The following is a 16902-nucleotide window of genomic DNA, read 5'->3' as shown; positions in this document are numbered from 1 at the left end:
ACGCACAGAGCGTAGTTCACCGCAGGCGGCGGCATGCGGTGCGCACGCCGCACGCGCCGGATGTCAGGCCCGCCCGAGGCAGCCGTCCCTGAAGGGCTGACGCGGACAAGTAAGTCAAGCCTTACTTTTATTTGTTTTCTCCGCATACTGAGTGGCCGGCGAAGGGACGGCTCGAATGCGGACGGACGGCAGGGTGGCACGGCAAGTCGCGCTCGAACGCGGCTCTGTCGACCTGATGTACCGGCGCCTGGACGAGTTGGCCGCGCAGGCACATACGGCGCGGCGGAGGGCGCTCGCCATGGAGACCGAGAGCGCGGAGGATCTGTATGCCCGTGATGTCGAGATCGCGCGACTGACCCGCGCCATCGCCGAGTTGCGCGCCGGGGAGAGGGCGCTGTGCTTCGGCCGGGTCGATGCGTCCGGCGGCGGCTCGGTGTACATCGGCCGCAAGGGCCTGCGCGGCGAGGAGGACGGCGCAGTGCTGCTGGTCGACTGGCGCGCGGAGGCCGCGCGTCCGTTCTACACCGCGACCGCAGCATTCCCGATGGGCGTACGCCGCCGCCGTCACCTGCGACTGGACGACCGACGAGTCGTCTCGGTCACCGACGAGATCCTCGACGGATCCACCCCCACGGACGCCGACGTGATCGGGGACGGCCCCCTTCTCGACGCGCTCGGGCAGGCGCGAACGGGCCGGATGCGTGAGGCCGTTGCAACGCTCCAGGCCGAGCAGGACACGATCGTGCGCTCGCCGCATCAGGGTGTGACCGTTGTGCAGGGCGGGCCGGGCACCGGCAAGACGATCGTCGCACTGCACCGTGCCGCCTACGTTCTCTACGCGTACCCCCGCGTCGCGCAGCAGGGGGTTCTCCTCTTCGGTCCGAACCGTCGGTTCCTCGACTACATCTGCGATGTGCTGCCCTCATTGGGCGAGAACGACGCCCAACTGGCCACCGTGGCGGAGTTGGTGGGGCTCGCACCGGACGCCCGCGAACCCGACGCCGCCGCGCGGACGAAGGGCCGGGCGGAGACGGCGGCGGCGCTCGCCGGATGGGTGCGCGAACGGCAGCCGCACGGCGTCCCGCTCGCCGTACGGATCGGACTCGACACCCTCACGCTGCACCCGGCGACGGTCGACCGCGCCCGGCGGGAGGCGTTCCAGGGCGCCGCCGGACACAACCGCGCCCGCGGGGTCTTCAAGGAGAGCGTGGTCGACGAGCTCGTGGAGGTGCTGGAGAAGCAGACGGAGCAGAGCCTCGAAGACATCGACGCGGACGTGGCGTCCGTCCTGGGCATGGACCTCGACAAGGCTGTCGCCGACGATCTGCGCGCCCTCGGTCTCGACGGCTCCCCCGCCGCCGCGGGTCCTCCCGGGTTCGACCCGGTCCAGGTCCGTGCCGCGCTCCTCGACGACGCCGCGCTCGACGCGGCGATCGAGACCGTGTGGCCGCGGCTGCACGCCACGGACGCCCTGCGGCAGTTCCTCGCCGAACGTGCCGCGGCCGGCGGATCCCCCACCGCCGAGGAGGCGGCACCGCAGGCGCCCCGCCGTCGGGAGAGCGACCTCACCCGCGCCGACCTCGTGCTGCTCGACGAGGCGCGCAGTCTCATCGACGGGCCGCCGGAACAGGTCTTCGGCCACATAGTCGCCGATGAGGGGCAGGAGCTGACCGAGATGGAGTGGCGGATGCTCATGCGGCGCTGCCCGTCCCGGTCGATGACGGTGGTGGGCGACTTCGCCCAGGCAGGGCCGGCCACGACGATCCCGTCCTGGTCCGCGGCGCTGGCCCCCTTCGTCGGGACGCGCTTCACCCGGCACACCCTGAGCGTCAACTACCGCAGCACCGCGGAAATCCTTGCGCTAGCCTCCCCGCTGCTCGATCGGATCGCGCCGGAACAGGACCCGTCACGCTCGATCCGCCACGGTGACCCGCCCCGGACCTTCGAGGTCGCCGACGCCGAACTCCTCGACGCCGTCCGGCGTCACGTACTCGAGCTGGCCGCGCAGTTCCCGGACGAACTCATCGGGGTCGTCGGCACCGAGGGGCGAACGGCAGCGCTGACCGCCGCTCTCGGAGGGACGCGGGCGACCGTGGTTCCCGCGCAGGAAGTCCGCGGCCTGGAGTTCGACACCGTGCTGGTCGTCGACCCCTCGGCGATGGAGACCGGCCGCGCGACCGGCATGCGTGATCTGTACGTGGCCGTCACACGCGCCAACAAGCGCCTGTTCCTGTACCGGCCCCTGGCTGGTTGAACCCGTACGTGGCGGCCCACTCGCCGGATCGGTGCCTCCGGGCCCGATCCGCCCAGCCGGGCGCTAGGTGTTCTCGAACGGGCGGGCGGGCCACGGCGCGTCGGCCGGGCGCAGCGACTCCAGCCCGGGACCGGAACGGGCGGCGGTCAGCGCCAGAACGCCGACCACGAGGCAGTTGTTGTGCAACTCCCCCGCCAGCACGCCGCGCACGAGATCCGCGACGGGCACGCGCGCCAGCTCCATGTCGGCCTCTTCCTCGGAGACTTCGTAGCGTTCGCCGTCGGCTGCGCCGATCTCACGCGCGAGGAAAATGCGTACGGCCTCGTCGGAGCCGCCGGGCGTCGTGTAGACGTCGGCGAGCACCCGCCAGTCCTCCGCCTTGACGTGTGCCTCCTCGTACAGCTCGCGCCGTGCCGCGTGGAGGGGGTTCTCACCGGGCACGTCGAGGAGCCCGGCCGGGATCTCCCACAGCTTCTCCCGCACCGGGTGCCTGTACTGGCTCAGCACCAGCACCCGGTCCTCTTCGTCGAGGGCGAGCACGGCGACGGAACCGGGGTGCACCTGGTAGTCGCGGCGGACGACGGAGCCGTCGGGCATGACGACGTCGTCGGTGCGTACGCCGGTCTTCTTGCCCTCGAACGGCAGTGCGGTCGAGGTGACCTCCCACGCCTCGGGAGCATCTGCGATGTGCTTTCCGGACTGCACCGGCAGCGTGTCCTCCGTCATGTCTCAGCCCTCGCCCTGCTGCCGTGCCACGGCGGCCGCGACCAGTCCGGCGAAGAGCGGGTGGGGGCGGGTCGGCCGCGAACGCAGCTCGGGGTGGGCCTGGGTGGCGACCAGGTACGGGTGCACCTCCCGGGGATATTCCAGGTACTCCACCAGCTTGTTGTCCGGTGAGGTGCCGGAGAAGACCAGGCCGGCCTTCTTCTCCAGTTCGCCGCGGTAGGCGTTGTTGACCTCGTACCGGTGACGGTGGCGTTCCTCGACGTACGGCTCTCCGCCGTACACCTCACGCACGATGGAGCCCTCCGCGAGTTTCGCGGGGTAGAGGCCGAGCCGCATGGTGCCGCCCATGTCGCCGTCGCCGGCGACGATGTCGAGCTGCTCGGCCATGGTGGAGACGACCGGGTGTGCCGTGCCCTGCTCGAACTCGGTGGAGTCGGCGCCCTCGATCCCGGCCAGGTTCCGCGCGGCCTCGATGACGATGCACTGCAGGCCGAGGCAGAGGCCCAGAAGAGGAATCCGGTTCTCGCGCGCGTAGGTGATGGTCGAGAGCTTGCCCTCGACCCCGCGCTCACCGAAGCCGCCCGGAATGCAGATCGCGTCGCAGTCCCCGAGCTGCCTGCGTGCGCCCTCCGGCGTGCGGCAGTCCTCGGAGGTGACCCACTTGACCTTCACGCGGGCGTTGTTGGCGAAGCCGCCCGCGCGCAGCGCCTCCGTCACGGACAGATAGGCGTCGGGAAGGTCGATGTACTTGCCGACGAGCGCCACCGTCACCTCGTGGTCCGGGTCGTGGACGCGGCGCAGCAGGTCGTCCCACTGCGTCCAGTCGACGTCACGGAAGGGCAGGTCCAGCTTGCGCACGACATAGGCGTCCAGGCCCTCAGCGTGCACGACCTTCGGGATGTCGTAGATGGACGGGGCGTCCTTGCACGCGATGACGGCGGAGTCGTCCACGTCGCACATCAGCGAGATCTTGCGCTTGATGGAGCGGGGCACGTCCCGGTCGGCGCGCAGCACGATCCCGTCCGGCTGGATGCCGATGCTGCGCAGCGCGGCCACGGAGTGCTGGGTCGGCTTGGTCTTCAGCTCCCCGGACGGGCCGATGTAGGGAAGCAGCGAGATGTGCACCACGAAGACGTTGTCGCGGCCGACCTCGTGGCGCACCTGGCGCACGGCCTCGAGGAAGGGCAGGGACTCGATGTCGCCGACGGTGCCGCCGACCTCGGTGATGACGACGTCCACGTCGTCGGTGGCCAGGCGACGGATGCGGTTCTTGATCTCGTTGGTGATGTGCGGGATGACCTGCACCGTGTCGCCCAGGTAGTCGCCCCGCCGCTCCTTGGCGATAACGCTGGAGTAGATCTGCCCGGTGGTGACGTTCGCGGATCCGTCGAGGTCGACGTCGAGGAAGCGCTCGTAGTGCCCGATGTCCAGGTCGGTCTCGGCTCCGTCGTTGGTGACGAAGACCTCGCCGTGCTGGAAGGGGTTCATGGTGCCCGGATCGACGTTCAGATACGGGTCGAGTTTCTGCATCGTGACGCGCAGGCCCCTCGCCTTGAGCAGCGCGCCCAGGCTGGAGGCGGTGAGCCCCTTGCCGAGTGAGGAGGCCACACCCCCCGTGACGAAGAGGTGCTTGGTCGTCCTGGACGTGGGCGGCAAAGCCAAGAGGTGCTCCCGTGGTAGCGAGGTGAGGTACGCACCGGCGCCCTGGCCGCAGAGTTACTGGGCCCGCAGCGGTGCGCAGCGGATGTTCAGGGGTACCGTCGCTGCGGCTCGGGGGGCTTCCGTGCCGGAGATTCGAGGACGAATCCGGGAACTCCCGCCCACCGGTCCACGGGCCACCAGGGTATCAGCGACCCTCCGCGGCTGTGTCCCGCCGTGTGCCCGACTGCGTCCGGCGTCACAGCTCAGGGGGCTTCGGAGAGCGTTCGGCCGTCCCCTACGGTGAGGGCATGGTCGCACCTTGTGAGCGGCTCGGCAGAGGGTCGCTCTTCAGCTCATCCATAGTGGCTAGAGCGCGGGGCGGAGCTCTTCGCTCCGTCGTATCCTGCTCGGACGCTCGATCGGACGCATGATTGAGTGTGACGGAAATCCGCAGGTCATCGCACGTCCCAAGGGGCGAGCCACAGTTCGACTGGAGATATACGTGGCTGGGCGCATCGAAGATTACGCACTCATCGGGGACATGCAGACAGCAGCCCTGATCAGCCGGGACGGCTCGGCTGACTGGCTGTGCCTGCCGCGCTTCGATTCCCATGCGGTCTTCGCCAGTCTCCTCGGCAGGGGAGAGCACGGCTGCTGGCAGGTGGGCCCCGCCCCCGCCAACGGCGCCGAGCCTCCGAAGGCAGACCGCCGGCGCTACCGTGGCGACTCGCTCGTCCTGGAGTCCGAGTGGGACACACCACGCGGCACCGTCCGCGTCATCGACTTCATGCCTCCCCGCGAACAGCACGCGCCGCAACTGGTGCGGATCGTGGAGGGCGTCAGCGGCCGCGTGCCGATGCGTTCCGCCCTGCGGATGCGCTTCTCCTACGGCTGGGTCGTGCCGTGGGTGCAGCAGATCGACGGCCGTACGGTCGCGGTCGCGGGGCCCGACTCCGTCTGGCTGGACACCGAGGCCGAGACCTATGGCAAGGATCTGACGACGTACGCGGACTTCACCGTCTCCCCCGGCGAACGCGTCGCCTTCACCATCAGCTGGCAGGCGTCGCACAAGAGCCCCCCGGCGGAGCCGGACCCGGAGTCCGCGCTGGAGGCGACGCAGGAGTTCTGGCGGGAGTGGGTCGACCACTGCACGTACCACGGCCCCTACCGCGAGGCGGTCGTACGGTCCCTGATCACGCTGAAGGCGCTGACGTACGGGCCGACGGGCGGCATCGTCGCGGCTCCGACCACGTCGCTGCCGGAGTGCATCGGCGGCATGCGCAACTGGGACTACCGCTTCACGTGGCTGCGTGACGCGGCGATCACGCTGTCGTCCCTGCTGCGCACCGGCTACCACGACGAGGCGCTGGCCTGGCGCGAGTGGCTGCTGCGCGCGGTCGCCGGCGACCCGGAGAACCTGCAGATCATGTACGGCATCGCGGGTGAGCGGGAACTCGGCGAGGCCGAGCTCAACTGGCTGCCCGGATACGAGGGTTCGACGCCGGTGCGGATCGGCAACGGGGCCGCCGGACAGCTTCAGCTCGACGTCTACGGAGAGGTCACCGAGGCCCTGCACCTGGCTCACATGACCGGCCTCTCACGCAACGACTACGCCTCGCTCCTCCAGCTGAAGCTCATCAGCTACCTGGAGGACCACTGGGACGAGCCGGACGAGGGCATCTGGGAAGTGCGCGGCCCGCGGCGGCACTTCGTGCACTCCAAGGTGATGGCGTGGGTCGCGGTCGACCGTACGGTCAAGCTGATCGAGTCCGGTGACGTGGACGGTCCGCTGGACCGCTGGCGCGACCTGCGGGACGAGATCCACCGCGACGTGTGCGAGAAGGGTTACGACAAGGAGCGCAACACCTTCACCCAGTCCTACGGTTCGCGCGAGCTGGACGCCTCTCTGCTGCTGATCCCGCAGATGGGCTTCCTGCCCCCGGACGACAAGCGCGTCATCGGGACGATCGAGGCGATCCAGCGGGAGCTGTCCACCGAGGACGGTTTCGTGATGCGCTACCCGACGTCCCAGGTCGACGGCGAGAACGTGGACGGACTGCTCGGCGAGGAGGGCGCGTTCCTCGCCTGCTCCTTCTGGCTCGCCGACGACCTGGCGATGATCGGCAGGGTGGAGGAGGCGCGGAAGCTCTTCGAGCGGCTGCTCTCGCTCCGCAACGACCTGGGGCTCCTCGCGGAGGAGTGGGACTCGCGTCTGCAGCGTCAAGTGGGCAACTTCCCGCAGGCGTTCAGCCATGTGCCCCTGATCGACACGGCGCTGCGGCTGACCGCCTCCGGCGCGTACGGCGGCTGACACGGACCACCCGGCCGGGACTCCCCCGCAGACGTACGGAACAGCACTCACCAACGGATCCACGCCCGCTGCCCGGCGACAACCGGCAGCGGGCGTGGAGGTGAGAGAACGTCAGGAAGGGGCCTCCCCGGGCCAGAACCCCCGGGGACCCGGCGGGTGGGCACGGCCCCGTGATCGGTTCCCTCAGAACGGGGTCAGCGTCAACGTCATTTCGCCGGCCCCGCCGTCTTCGATGTAGGAAGCGAAGCTCGCGACGTCGTCGAATGCGAAGCCGTAGGCCTTGCCGTCCTCTGTGGCCGCGTGCATGGCCTTCGAGTACTGGTGGGCGAACTTGCCCTTGTAGAACTCGGCCGGGTCGGTCGTCGGCTGGGACGCCGTCGAGGCGAGCGTGGTCCGGTTGAACGCGGCGCCGAGGATGGCGGCCACCGGACCGGTGGTGCCGTCGTTCGGTGCCGCGAGCGCGCCGTCGCAGAAGAGGATGTCCTTCGTGCTGGGCTTGTTGAAGGAGACCTCGGCGGGCCCGCTGAAGGAGAGCTTGTCGCCGCTGACCTTGCCGGTGAACTTGCCGGCGTTGGTGGTGACGACGAGTTCCTTGCCGGAGTAGGTGCTCCACACCTCTTCGACGTACGCGTCGAAGAAGTTCTCGGCGAACTTCCCCTCGCCCAGGCCGTGTCCGGGAGCGATGACACGCTTGTCGTCGATCACCAGGTCGGAGAAGCCCTCGGCGGCGGCGACGTCCTTGAAGATCTTCTCGCGCCCGCCCTCCTTCAGGGTGCCGGTCGTCTGGTCCTTGTCGCCCTTGAGCTGGATGGACAGCGGCACGCTGAACATGTCGACCATGGTGGTGTTGCAGTACATGGCGCCGTTCTTGTACGTGAACTCCGCGCAGTCGTGCAGCACTCCGAAGTTGGGGTCGGACGCCACCCAGCCCGCCGGGTAGGCCAGCGCGGCCTTGCCGTCGCCGCCCTCGACCGCCTTGATCTTCAGCTTGTCGCCGAGCGCGAAGTAGATGCGTCCGGACATCTCGGGAAGCTTGAGCGTCGTCTCGCTGCCCGAGAGCGGGATGGCGTAGTCCGTGAAGCCGTCGCTGCCGTTGTCGCCCGCGGAGACCGGCTTCAGCTCGCCCTCCGGGGTGACGTGGACCTGGTTCGTGCCGTCGTTGCCGACGATGTAGACGTGGACCGACTTGTTGTCGAACTGGCCGCTCTTGTTGACGATCTTCAACGACAGGGGGCCGGCGGCCTTGGCGGACTTCTCGCGTGTCACACCGCCGGCCTGCGTCACCAGGAGACCGGCCGCCGGCAGGGCGACCGCCGAGGCGGCGGCACCGCGGATGAGGGACCTGCGGCTGATCACTTGGAGGCACCTCCGGTGCTTTCGACGGACACGTAGTCCACGGTCAGGGAGCCGCCGGACTTGGTGGCGGCGGTGGGGGTCTTCGAGCCCGCGACACCGTCGGGGAAGGCGCCGCCCATGGCGAGGTTGAGCAGGATGAAGTGGCCGTGGTCCGTGGCCTTGGACCACGTTCCGGCGTCGATGTCCGACTCCTTCACGGAGTGGAACTGCTCGCCGTCGACGTACCAGCGCAGTTCCTCGGTCCCGCCACTGCGGTCGAGTTCGAGGGCGTACTCGTGGAAGTCCGCCTTGCAGTCGCCGGCGCACTCGCGCGCCTTGCCGATGCCGGTCGTCTCGTTGCACGGCCCGCCCGGGTTGGTGCCGCAGTGCAGCACTCCGTGCGTGGTGTTCTGGCCGTTGACGTTCTCCATGATGTCGAACTCGCCCACACCGGGCCAGTTCTGATAGTTGCCGCGGTAGGCGTCGCCCAGGGTCCAGAAGGCCGGCCAGTAGCCGAGGGCCTCGTCGCCGGAGACGTCGGGCAACTTGAGGCCCGCCTCGATGCGCAGCTTTCCGCCCTCGGGTGCGGCGAAGTCGGTGCGCTTGGTCTCGATGCGTGCGGAGGTCCAGTTCTCACCGTTCTTCAACGCGGTGATCTTCAGGTGGCCTTCGCCGTCGAGCTGCAGGTTCTCCGGGCTGTCGGTGTACTCCTGGATCTCGCCGGTGCCCCAGTTCGCGGGCCCGCCCGGGTAGTTGTGCCCCTTGTCGATGATCCAGTCGTCGCCGGACGGAAGGGATCCGGCGGCGCCGTCGAAGTCCGTGCGCCAGACCTCCTCGAGGGCCGGCGCCTTCTTCTGCTTCTGCGCCGAGTTGCCGCCCTCGTCGGCCTGGGCGTACGGGGCCACACAGGTCCCGATGGCGGCCAGTGCCGCGATGCCGGCAAGTGCCCAGCGCCGTCTGTCGCTCTTCAAGAGCATGACTTACGCTCCTCGTTGGTGGGGGGTGAGAGCGCTCTCACGTCATGCACAGCACACTGCCCACCGAACCCGGCATTGGTCAAGACCTAGGCAAAGAATGGGAGTTGTTCGTGCACACTTTCCGCGAGTCCCGCCCGACCCTGGAGGCCGTGGCCGCCCATGCCGGGGTCTCACGGGCGACGGTGTCGCGGGTGGTCAACGGGGGGCCCGGCGTCCGTGAGGAGATCCGCGAGAAGGTGCGGAACTCCGTCGAGGAGCTGGGTTACGTGCCCAACAACGCCGCCCGCACGCTCGTCACCCGGCGTACCGGTGCCGTGGCCGTCGTCATCGCGGAGCCGGAGAGCCGCGTCTTCGCCGACCCGTTCTTCGCGCAGCAGTTGCGGGGTATCAGTCGCGAACTGGCCGACCACGACACGCAGTTGCTGCTGATGATGCTGGAGCGGCAGAAGGACTACGCGCGCATCGGACGGTACCTGTCGGCCGGTCACGTAGACGGCGCCCTGATGTTCTCCCTGCACGGCGACGACCCCCTGCCCGCCATGGCACGCCAGTCGGGTCTGCCGGCGGTCTTCGGAGGCAGGCCCGGCTGGCCGGGGGCCGAGAAGGAAGCGGATCTGCTCTACGTCGACACCGACAACCGGGACGGCGCACGACAGGCCATTGCTCATTTGCAGGAGCGAGGGCGGCGCACCATCGCCGTCATCAACGGACCCCTCGACCAGACCTCCGCCCTGGACCGGCTGCACGGCTACTGCGACGCCCTGGGCATCGGCGTCCACGAGGCGGACCGATCGCTCGTCGCGCAGGGCGACTTCACCGCCGAGGGCGGCGAGCGTGCCATGGCCCGTCTCCTCGACGTCTCCCCTTCGCTGGACGCCGTCTTCGCGGGGAACGACCTGATGGCTTCCGGTGCGCTGCGCACGCTGCGTGCCCGAGGACGCCGCGTGCCCGAGGACGTGAGCGTCGTCGGCTACGACGACCTGGAACCCGCCGCCTGGGCCTCGCCACCCCTCACGACAGTGCGTCAGGACGTGGAAGGCATGGGCGGGATGATGGCCGAGTTGCTGCTGCGCCGCATCGGGCTGGCCGTCGGAACAGCCGCGGCACCGCCCGCGCCTGTCATCACACCGGCCACGCTGGTCGTGCGCGAGTCGAGTTGAGTCGAGCTGACTTCCCTCAACGAACAGGATGGGGACGGGAGTACCGGGCCGGAGGGCTTCTCGACGGACGAGGACGGACCAGGTCGGGACAGGGGGGCGGAGCTCCGACCAGGACTCAGGGGCTGCCCTCTCAGGTCAACTCGTCGTAGACGCTGAGGACATGGGCCACCGTCGACTCCTCCGTGGGCCACTCCGCGGCCCGGGCCCGGCCGCGCGCGACGAGGTTCTCACGGCGCTCGGGATCGGCGAGCAGGCCGCCGACAGCCGCCGCGATGGCGCGCGCGTCGCCGTAGGGCACCAACTCGGCGGCGTCGCCGACCAGTTCCGGCACACCCCCGACCGAGGTGGCGACCAGCGGAACCCCTTCGTGCAGCGCCTCCTGCGCCAGCAGCGGACGGCCCTCCCAGCGTGAGCTGAGAAGAGCCACATCCGCGCCGGCCAGCAGCTCGAAGGCGTCATCCCGCCGGCCCAGAAGCCGTACGGGCAACTCCTCGTCCGCGATGCGCCGCTGCAGCTGGGCCCGCTGCGGCCCCTCGCCGGCGATGGCCAGCAGCGGCGGCGGATCCAGGTGCCGCCAGGACCGGGCGGCGCTCAGGGCCGTGCCGTAGCCGTGACGGCCGTCGAGACGTCCCACGCTGAAGACCAACGGACGCCCCACCGCCCCCACTTCGGCACGCGACTTGTGCTGCCCCCGGCTCTCGACGGCGGCCCGCGGCTCCAGCGGGGTCTCGTCCCGGGCCGGCCCGGGAAGGACGACAGGCGCGAGCCGTGCGTCGTGAGCGCCGCGCCGCCGGGCCCGGTCGACGAGGTCTGTGGTGACGGCGAGAACGACCGACGCGCTGCACGCGACGCGGCGCTCCATCAGCCGCCGCAGCGGCGCCCGCGCAACCGGGGCGTTGCTGCGGTGATGCCAGGTCACCACGAGCGGGACCCGCCGGGCGCGCCCCGACAGGGCGAGCGTGGTGAGGGCCAGGAGCCCGGCGCGCACGCCGTGTGCGTGCACGAGGTCGGCGTCCGCGCACAACCGGCGGAGCACTGCCGCCGCCTCCGGCTCGCTGCGCGCGGGGAGCGGTGCGAAACGGGCCCCGGCGCCGGTGAATCCGTACACCGCCTCGGCGCCCGACGGCGCGCAGACGGTCACCCGCAGGCCGCGCGCCACGAGACCCTCCGTGAGTGAGCGCACATGGGCGCCGGTCCCGGCACTCGCACCGTCCACGACCTGGACGGCGTGCTGCGGCTCCCGGACGGCTGAGGGTGGGGGCGGCGTGGGGGGAAGGCTCACAGCAGGTCGAGCTCCAAAGTGGTCTCGGTCGGAGGAAGGGCGCCGGCATGCGGGGCGGCAGGCCGTGCGGGACTGGCCCAGCATGCCAGTTGAGGCCGGCGCCGCGTCACCGCACGGGAGTCACCGGTGCGGCACATCGCGCCCCGTACCGTACCGCTATCACTCACTCAGGTGACGTCGCATGTACTACGGGCCGGCCGGCTCACGGCGGCGGCACAGAGGGGGCCGAGGCCGCCTCTCCCCTGCTTCAGCTCCTCCCTGCTCCGGCCCGCCTGCCGCTACGTCACGCCGGTCCAGCGGGACGCGTCGGCTGCGCTGCGCTCGACGGCGTCCAGGACGCGCTGGACCTGCAGCCCGTCCGCGAAGGAAGGGCGCAAGGGCGTACCCGGGTCCGCCACCGCCGTCACGAAGTCGTGGATCTCATGGACGAACGCGTGGTCGTAGCCGAGGCCGTGGCCCGGCGGCCACCATGCGTCCAGGTAAGGGTGGGCGGGCTCGGTGATGAGGATGCGCCGGAAGCCGGCTTCGGTGTCGTCTGCGGTCGCGTCGTGGAAGTGGAGCTCGTTCATCGACTCGAAGTCGAAGGCGAGGGAGCCCTGGGAGCCGTTGACTTCGAACCGCATGGCGTTCTTCCGCCCGGTGGCGAACCGTGTCGCTTCGACGACCGCGAGGGCGCCGCCCTCCAGGTGCCCGGTGAAGGCGGTGGCGTCGTCGACGGTGACCTGTCCGCGGCGGGTGCCGGACGTGGTCGCGGTCAGTCCGGCGGAGGCTTCCGGGAGGGGGCGTTCGCCGATGAAGGTCTTCTGGACGGCCGAGACACCCCTCAGCCGCTGTCTGGTGACGTACTGGAGCAGATCGATGACGTGGGATCCGAGGTCGCCGAGCGCACCCGATCCGGCCTGGTCCTTGCGCAGGCGCCACACGAGCGGGAAGTCGGGGTCGGTGATCCAGTCCTGCAGATACTGCGCCCGCACGTGCCGGATGTCCCCGATCCGGCCGTCGGCGACCAGCCGGGCGGCATGGGCGAGGGCAGGCACGCGGCGGTAGTTGAAGCCGACCATGGCGCGTACTCCGTCGCGCCCGGCCTGCTCGGCGGCCTCGGTCATGCGTTCCGCCTCTCATTCCGGGCCAGGGGTGGCCCGGGTCCAACGTGCCGTCAGGCTCCGGCGCGGGCGCCCTCACCGGCGCCCGCGCCCGTCAGGAACCCGAACGCGCCGCTTCGAGCAGTTCCTCCGCGTGGGCCCGAGCCAGCTCGGAGTCCTCCTGGCCCGCGAGCATCCGGGACAGCTCCCGCACCCGGGACTCCCCCTCCATCGCCTGGACGCCGCTGTGTGTGACGGAACCGTCGTCGGTCTTCTCCACGACCAGATGCCGGTCGGCGAACGCGGCGACCTGCGGAAGGTGCGTGACGACGACCACTTGGGCAGACCGTGCAAGCCGTGCCAGCCGCCGCCCCACCTCGACCGCCGCCTTGCCTCCGACTCCCGCGTCGACCTCGTCGAAGAGGTACGTCGGTACCGGGTCGGCACCCGCGAAGACGACCTCCACGGCGAGCATCACGCGCGAGAGCTCACCTCCGGAGGCGCCCTTGGCGACGGGACGCGGCTGCGCCCCGGGGTGCGGCGCCAGCAGCAGCTCGACCTCGTCCGTGCCGTGCGGCCCGAACGCGACGCTGCGGCCGTCCAGTTCGAGTCCCGTCGCGCCGGCGGCCGCGTCGCTGCGCCCGAGCGCGAAGGAGACCCTGGCGTGCGGCATGGCCAGCTCGGACAGCTCCTCGGTGACGGCGTCCGCGAAGCGCTTCGCCGCGTCCGTACGGGCGTCCGTCAACTGCTGGGCGAGGCCGGTGAGTTCGCTGACGAGGGCGTCGCGCTCGGCGGACAGTTCGCCGATGCGCTCGTCGTCGCCCTCGAGTTCGGCGAGGCGTGCGGCGCTCTCCTCCGACCAGCTGAGGACGGCGGCGATGTCCTCGCCGTACTTGCGGGTGAGCTGGGCCAGTGCCGCGCGCCGCTCCTCGACGGCGGCGAGCCGGAGGGGATCGGCGTCCAGATCGTCGGCGTATCCGGCGAGTTCGCCCGCGACGTCGCCCATCAGGATGGAGACCTCGCCGAGCCGGTCCGCGAGCGAGGCCAGCGCGGGGTCGTGCGCGCGCTGGGCCTCCAGGGCGCGGTGCGCGGCCGAGACCAGTGCCGCCGCGTCGGAGTTCTCGGGGCGGCCGGGGTCCTCGGGGTCACCCGCGAGGGCTCCGTGCGCGGTGGTGGCGGCGGAGGCGAGGGCTTCGGCGTGGCCGAGGCGTTCGGCCTCGGCTGCGAGTTCGGTGTCCTCCCCCGCGAGCGGCTCGACGGCTGCGATCTCCTCCAGGCCGAAGCGGAGCATGTCCGCCTCCTGGGCGCGTTCGCGCGCCAGGGTGGTGATCTCGTCGAGTTCGCCGCTGACGCTGCGCAGCCGCTGGTACGCGGACGTCCATCTGGCCAGCGGCGCGGAGACGGCCTCACCGGCGAAGCGGTCCAGGGCCTGCCGCTGGCGAGCGGGGCGCAACAGGCCCTGCTGGTCGGTCTGTCCGTGCACGGCGACGAGGTCGTCGCTCAGCTCGGCCAACAGCCCGACGGGCACGGACCTGCCGCCGACATGCGCACGTGAGCGTCCTTCGGCGGAGAGCGTACGGCTGACGAGCAGTGCCCCGTCGTCGAGTTCGGCTCCGGCCTCGCTCGCGCGGACCGCGGCGGACGACTCCGGCGGCACGACTATCCGCCCCTCGACCACCGCCGCCTTGGCTCCCGCCCGTACGAGGGCGGCGTCCGCCCGTCCGCCGAGCAGCAGCCCGAGGCTGGTGACGACCATGGTCTTGCCCGCTCCGGTCTCACCGGTCACCGCGGTGAAGCCTGGGGACAGTTCGACGACAGCGTCGTCGATGACGCCCAGGGACCTGATCCGCATCTCCTCCAACACGGGTACGACCATACGCAGTCCGCGGAGGTACCCCCACCCCAGGCCCGGAAGGGGTGGTCGCCCAGTCGTGGGAGGCGGCGCGCGTCAGTGCGGCGCGCCGCGCCAACCCGCCACCGGCAGCGCGAACTTGGCGACGAGCCGGTCCGTGAACGAGGCGTGGTGCAGACGCGCCAGCCGCACCGGCACCGATCCCCGGCGGACCTCCACGCGCGCACCCGCGGGGAGTTCGACGCTGCGTCTCCCGTCGCACCACATCACACCGTGCGGCGTCTGCGGCTGCACCTCCACGGCGAGCACCGACTCCGGCGCCGTCACCAGCGGTTTGGCGAAGAGCGCGTGTGCGCTGATCGGCACCATCAGCAGCGCCTCGACCTCGGGCCAGACGACGGGCCCGCCGGCGGAGAAGGCGTAGGCCGTGGAGCCGGTGGGTGTGGCGCACACGACACCGTCGCCGCCGAACCGGGAGACGGGACGGTTGTCGACCTCGGTGACGACCTCCAGCATCCGCTCGCGGGAGGCCTTCTCCACGGACGCCTCGTTGATGGCCCAGTCGCGGTGCACGATTCGCCCGTCGGTGCGTACGAGGACGTCGAGCGTCATCCGCTCCTCGACCTCGTAGCCCCGGGTGACGACCCGGTGCACGACCTCTTCCAGGTCGTCCCGCTCGGCCTCCGCGAGGAACCCGACCCGTCCCAGGTTGACGCCCAGCATCGGAACGCCCGATGCGCGGGCGAACTCGGCGCCGCGCAGCAGCGTCCCGTCGCCGCCGAGCACGATGATCAGCTCGCAGCCCTCCACCGCGTCCTCCGTGGACGGCACCGCACGCACGGACTCGGGCAGCGGCAGGGCACCGGCCTCCTCCTCCAGCACCCGCACACCGATGTCCTTGCGCAGCAGACCCTGTACGACCAGTTCGGCGCTGCGTACGGCTGCTCCGCGGCCTGTGTGGGCGAGCAGGAAGACCGTACGGGCGTCACCGGCTGTCGTCATTTCGGACCCTCCGCCACAGCTCGCTCGACATCGGCCGCGTCGATCCCGGGAGCACCGGCGCGCAGCCAAAGAAAGTACTCGACGTTGCCGGACGGCCCCGGCAGCGGACTCGCCGTCACTCCCAGCGCGCCGAGGCCCAGCCGTGCGGCGTGGTCGGCGACTCCGAGGACGGCCTCCGTGCGCAGCGCGGCGCCGCGCACCACGCCGCCGCTGCCGAGCCGTTCCCTGCCGACCTCGAACTGGGGCTTGACCATGAGCACCAGGTCGGCGTCCGGCGCGGAGCACCGCACCAGGGCGGGGAGCACGAGCCCCAGGGGGATGAAGGACAGGTCGCCCACGACGAGGTCCACGGGGATGCCGTCCACGTCGTCCAGCGTCAACTCCCGTACGTTCGTACGGTCCTTGACGGCGACGCGTTCGTCGCTCTGCAACGACCACGCGAGCTGCCCGTAGCCGACGTCCACGGCCACGACCTCCGTCGCGCCGGCGCGCAGCAGTACGTCGGTGAAGCCGCCCGTCGAGGCGCCGGCATCCAGGGCGCGGCGGCCCTTGGTGCGCAGGCCGAGCGGCCCGAACACCGCGAGTGCGCCCGCGAGTTTGTGGCCGCCGCGGGAGACGTACTCAGGGTCGGAGTCGTCGGCGCGTACGACGACGGCGGCGCTGGTCTCCACCTGCGTGGCCGACTTGGCCGCGACGTTGCCGCCGACGGTGACCCGTCCCGCGGCGATCAGCTGGCTGGCGTGCTCACGCGAACGGGCCAGATTGCGGCGCACCAGTTCCGCGTCGAGTCGGCGTCGGGGCAACTGTCAGCTCCGGGGGTACTGAGGCCCTGGCACGGGACGGCCCGGACCGTGGGCGGAGGCAGGGCCGGACACGGGTGAGGGATCGGCGTGCCGGTCGAGCCCGGCCAGCGCCTCGCGCAGTCCGCGGTGCACGTCCTCGTACACCTCGAGGTGGCCCGAGACCGCGAGATGGTCGGCGTCCTCCAGACGTCTCAGCTGGACGTCCACGGGGGCGTGCCCGGTCGGCTCGACGCGCAGCCCCAGCGGGCGCGGCCCGTCGTCCTCTTCTTCCGGTTCCCCGGGTTGCGCGGTCTCGTCCGCGTCGGCGTACTCCGCCTCCTCGATGGCCTCCGGGGGGTGCGGCGCCTCTTCTCCGGCGGATTCCGCTTGTTCCGCAGGTCCCGCGGCTCCCGCCGCCTCCGCGGGGTCCGCGTCCTGCTGCGCCGGCAGTGCGCCCGGCATCGACTCGCTCATGCCCCTGACGCTACCGCTTCCGGC

At 71.0% G+C, this 16902-nt stretch carries 12 protein-coding genes and 1 pseudogene; 3 read left to right on the top strand and 10 right to left on the bottom strand.

The features are described 5' to 3' along the window. The first annotated feature begins 193 nt into the window (after positions 1 to 193). Complete coding sequence (locus tag I004_RS0116185) at positions 194 to 2254, top strand: HelD family protein (protein ID WP_486580036.1); 2061 nt, start codon at positions 194 to 196, stop codon at positions 2252 to 2254. A gap of 63 nt (positions 2255 to 2317) precedes the next feature. Here I004_RS0116185 and I004_RS0116180 read toward each other — a convergent pair whose 3' ends face one another. Together I004_RS0116180 and pyrG are read right to left on the bottom strand one after the other, a co-directional pair. Next, positions 2318 to 2980 carry an NUDIX hydrolase gene (locus tag I004_RS0116180; RefSeq protein WP_051345092.1) on the bottom strand — a complete coding sequence of 221 codons (663 nt, stop codon included), beginning with the start codon at positions 2978 to 2980 and terminating at the stop codon, positions 2318 to 2320. Between the two features lie 3 nt (positions 2981 to 2983). Beyond that, the gene (gene pyrG, locus I004_RS0116175; protein ID WP_028436354.1) at positions 2984 to 4636 is read right to left on the bottom strand and encodes a CTP synthase; all 1653 of its coding nucleotides are present in this window, start codon (positions 4634 to 4636) and stop codon (positions 2984 to 2986) included. 481 nt (positions 4637 to 5117) lie between these two features. On the opposite strand from pyrG, the gene I004_RS0116170 reads away from it, so the two are divergent. Next, positions 5118 to 6932: a glycoside hydrolase family 15 protein gene (locus I004_RS0116170; RefSeq protein ID WP_028436353.1), complete on the top strand. Its 1815-nt coding sequence runs from the start codon at positions 5118 to 5120 to the stop codon at positions 6930 to 6932. Between the two features lie 183 nt (positions 6933 to 7115). Here I004_RS0116170 and I004_RS0116165 read toward each other — a convergent pair whose 3' ends face one another. Further along, on the bottom strand, positions 7116 to 8288 hold the full coding sequence (locus I004_RS0116165; protein ID WP_028436352.1) for a beta-1,3-glucanase family protein: 1173 nt from the start codon (positions 8286 to 8288) through the stop codon (positions 7116 to 7118). Next, a complete protein-coding gene (locus tag I004_RS0116160; protein ID WP_037976516.1) occupies positions 8285 to 9244 on the bottom strand; it encodes a glycoside hydrolase family 16 protein in 960 nt (319 codons plus the stop codon). The genes I004_RS0116165 and I004_RS0116160 overlap by 4 nt, the downstream gene beginning before the upstream one ends. Before the next feature lie 110 nt (positions 9245 to 9354). Between I004_RS0116160 and I004_RS0116155 the strand changes: the two genes are divergently transcribed. After that, complete coding sequence (locus I004_RS0116155) at positions 9355 to 10404, top strand: LacI family DNA-binding transcriptional regulator (RefSeq protein ID WP_028436350.1); 1050 nt, start codon at positions 9355 to 9357, stop codon at positions 10402 to 10404. 130 nt (positions 10405 to 10534) lie between these two features. On the opposite strand, the gene I004_RS0116150 is transcribed toward I004_RS0116155, so the two are convergent. The 6 genes and pseudogenes from I004_RS0116150 to I004_RS40350 form a co-directional block, all read right to left on the bottom strand. Then, on the bottom strand, positions 10535 to 11686 hold the full coding sequence (locus I004_RS0116150) for a glycosyltransferase family 4 protein (protein WP_028436349.1): 1152 nt from the start codon (positions 11684 to 11686) through the stop codon (positions 10535 to 10537). A gap of 278 nt (positions 11687 to 11964) precedes the next feature. After that, a pseudogene (locus tag I004_RS34270) lies at positions 11965 to 12804 on the bottom strand (Gfo/Idh/MocA family protein); the annotation flags it as partial. A 79-nt stretch (positions 12805 to 12883) separates the two neighbouring features. Continuing rightward, positions 12884 to 14644: a DNA repair protein RecN gene (recN, locus tag I004_RS0116140; RefSeq protein ID WP_028436348.1), complete on the bottom strand. Its 1761-nt coding sequence runs from the start codon at positions 14642 to 14644 to the stop codon at positions 12884 to 12886. Between the two features lie 72 nt (positions 14645 to 14716). Continuing rightward, complete coding sequence (locus tag I004_RS0116135; RefSeq protein ID WP_028436347.1) at positions 14717 to 15622, bottom strand: NAD kinase; 906 nt, start codon at positions 15620 to 15622, stop codon at positions 14717 to 14719. Next, positions 15619 to 16425 carry a TlyA family RNA methyltransferase gene (locus I004_RS0116130; RefSeq protein ID WP_028436346.1) on the bottom strand — a complete coding sequence of 269 codons (807 nt, stop codon included), beginning with the start codon at positions 16423 to 16425 and terminating at the stop codon, positions 15619 to 15621. Before I004_RS0116130 ends, I004_RS0116135 begins: the two co-directional genes overlap by 4 nt. A gap of 3 nt (positions 16426 to 16428) precedes the next feature. After that, entirely contained in the window at positions 16429 to 16878 is a 450-nt protein-coding gene (locus tag I004_RS40350) for a hypothetical protein (protein WP_486580033.1), read from the bottom strand. Positions 16879 to 16902: the final 24 nt, after the last annotated feature.

It is taken from the genome of Streptomyces sp. TAA486, assembly GCF_000426165.1.
The sequence above is the reverse complement of the archived record's forward strand: the minus strand, read 5'-3'. Positions and strand labels throughout refer to the sequence as shown.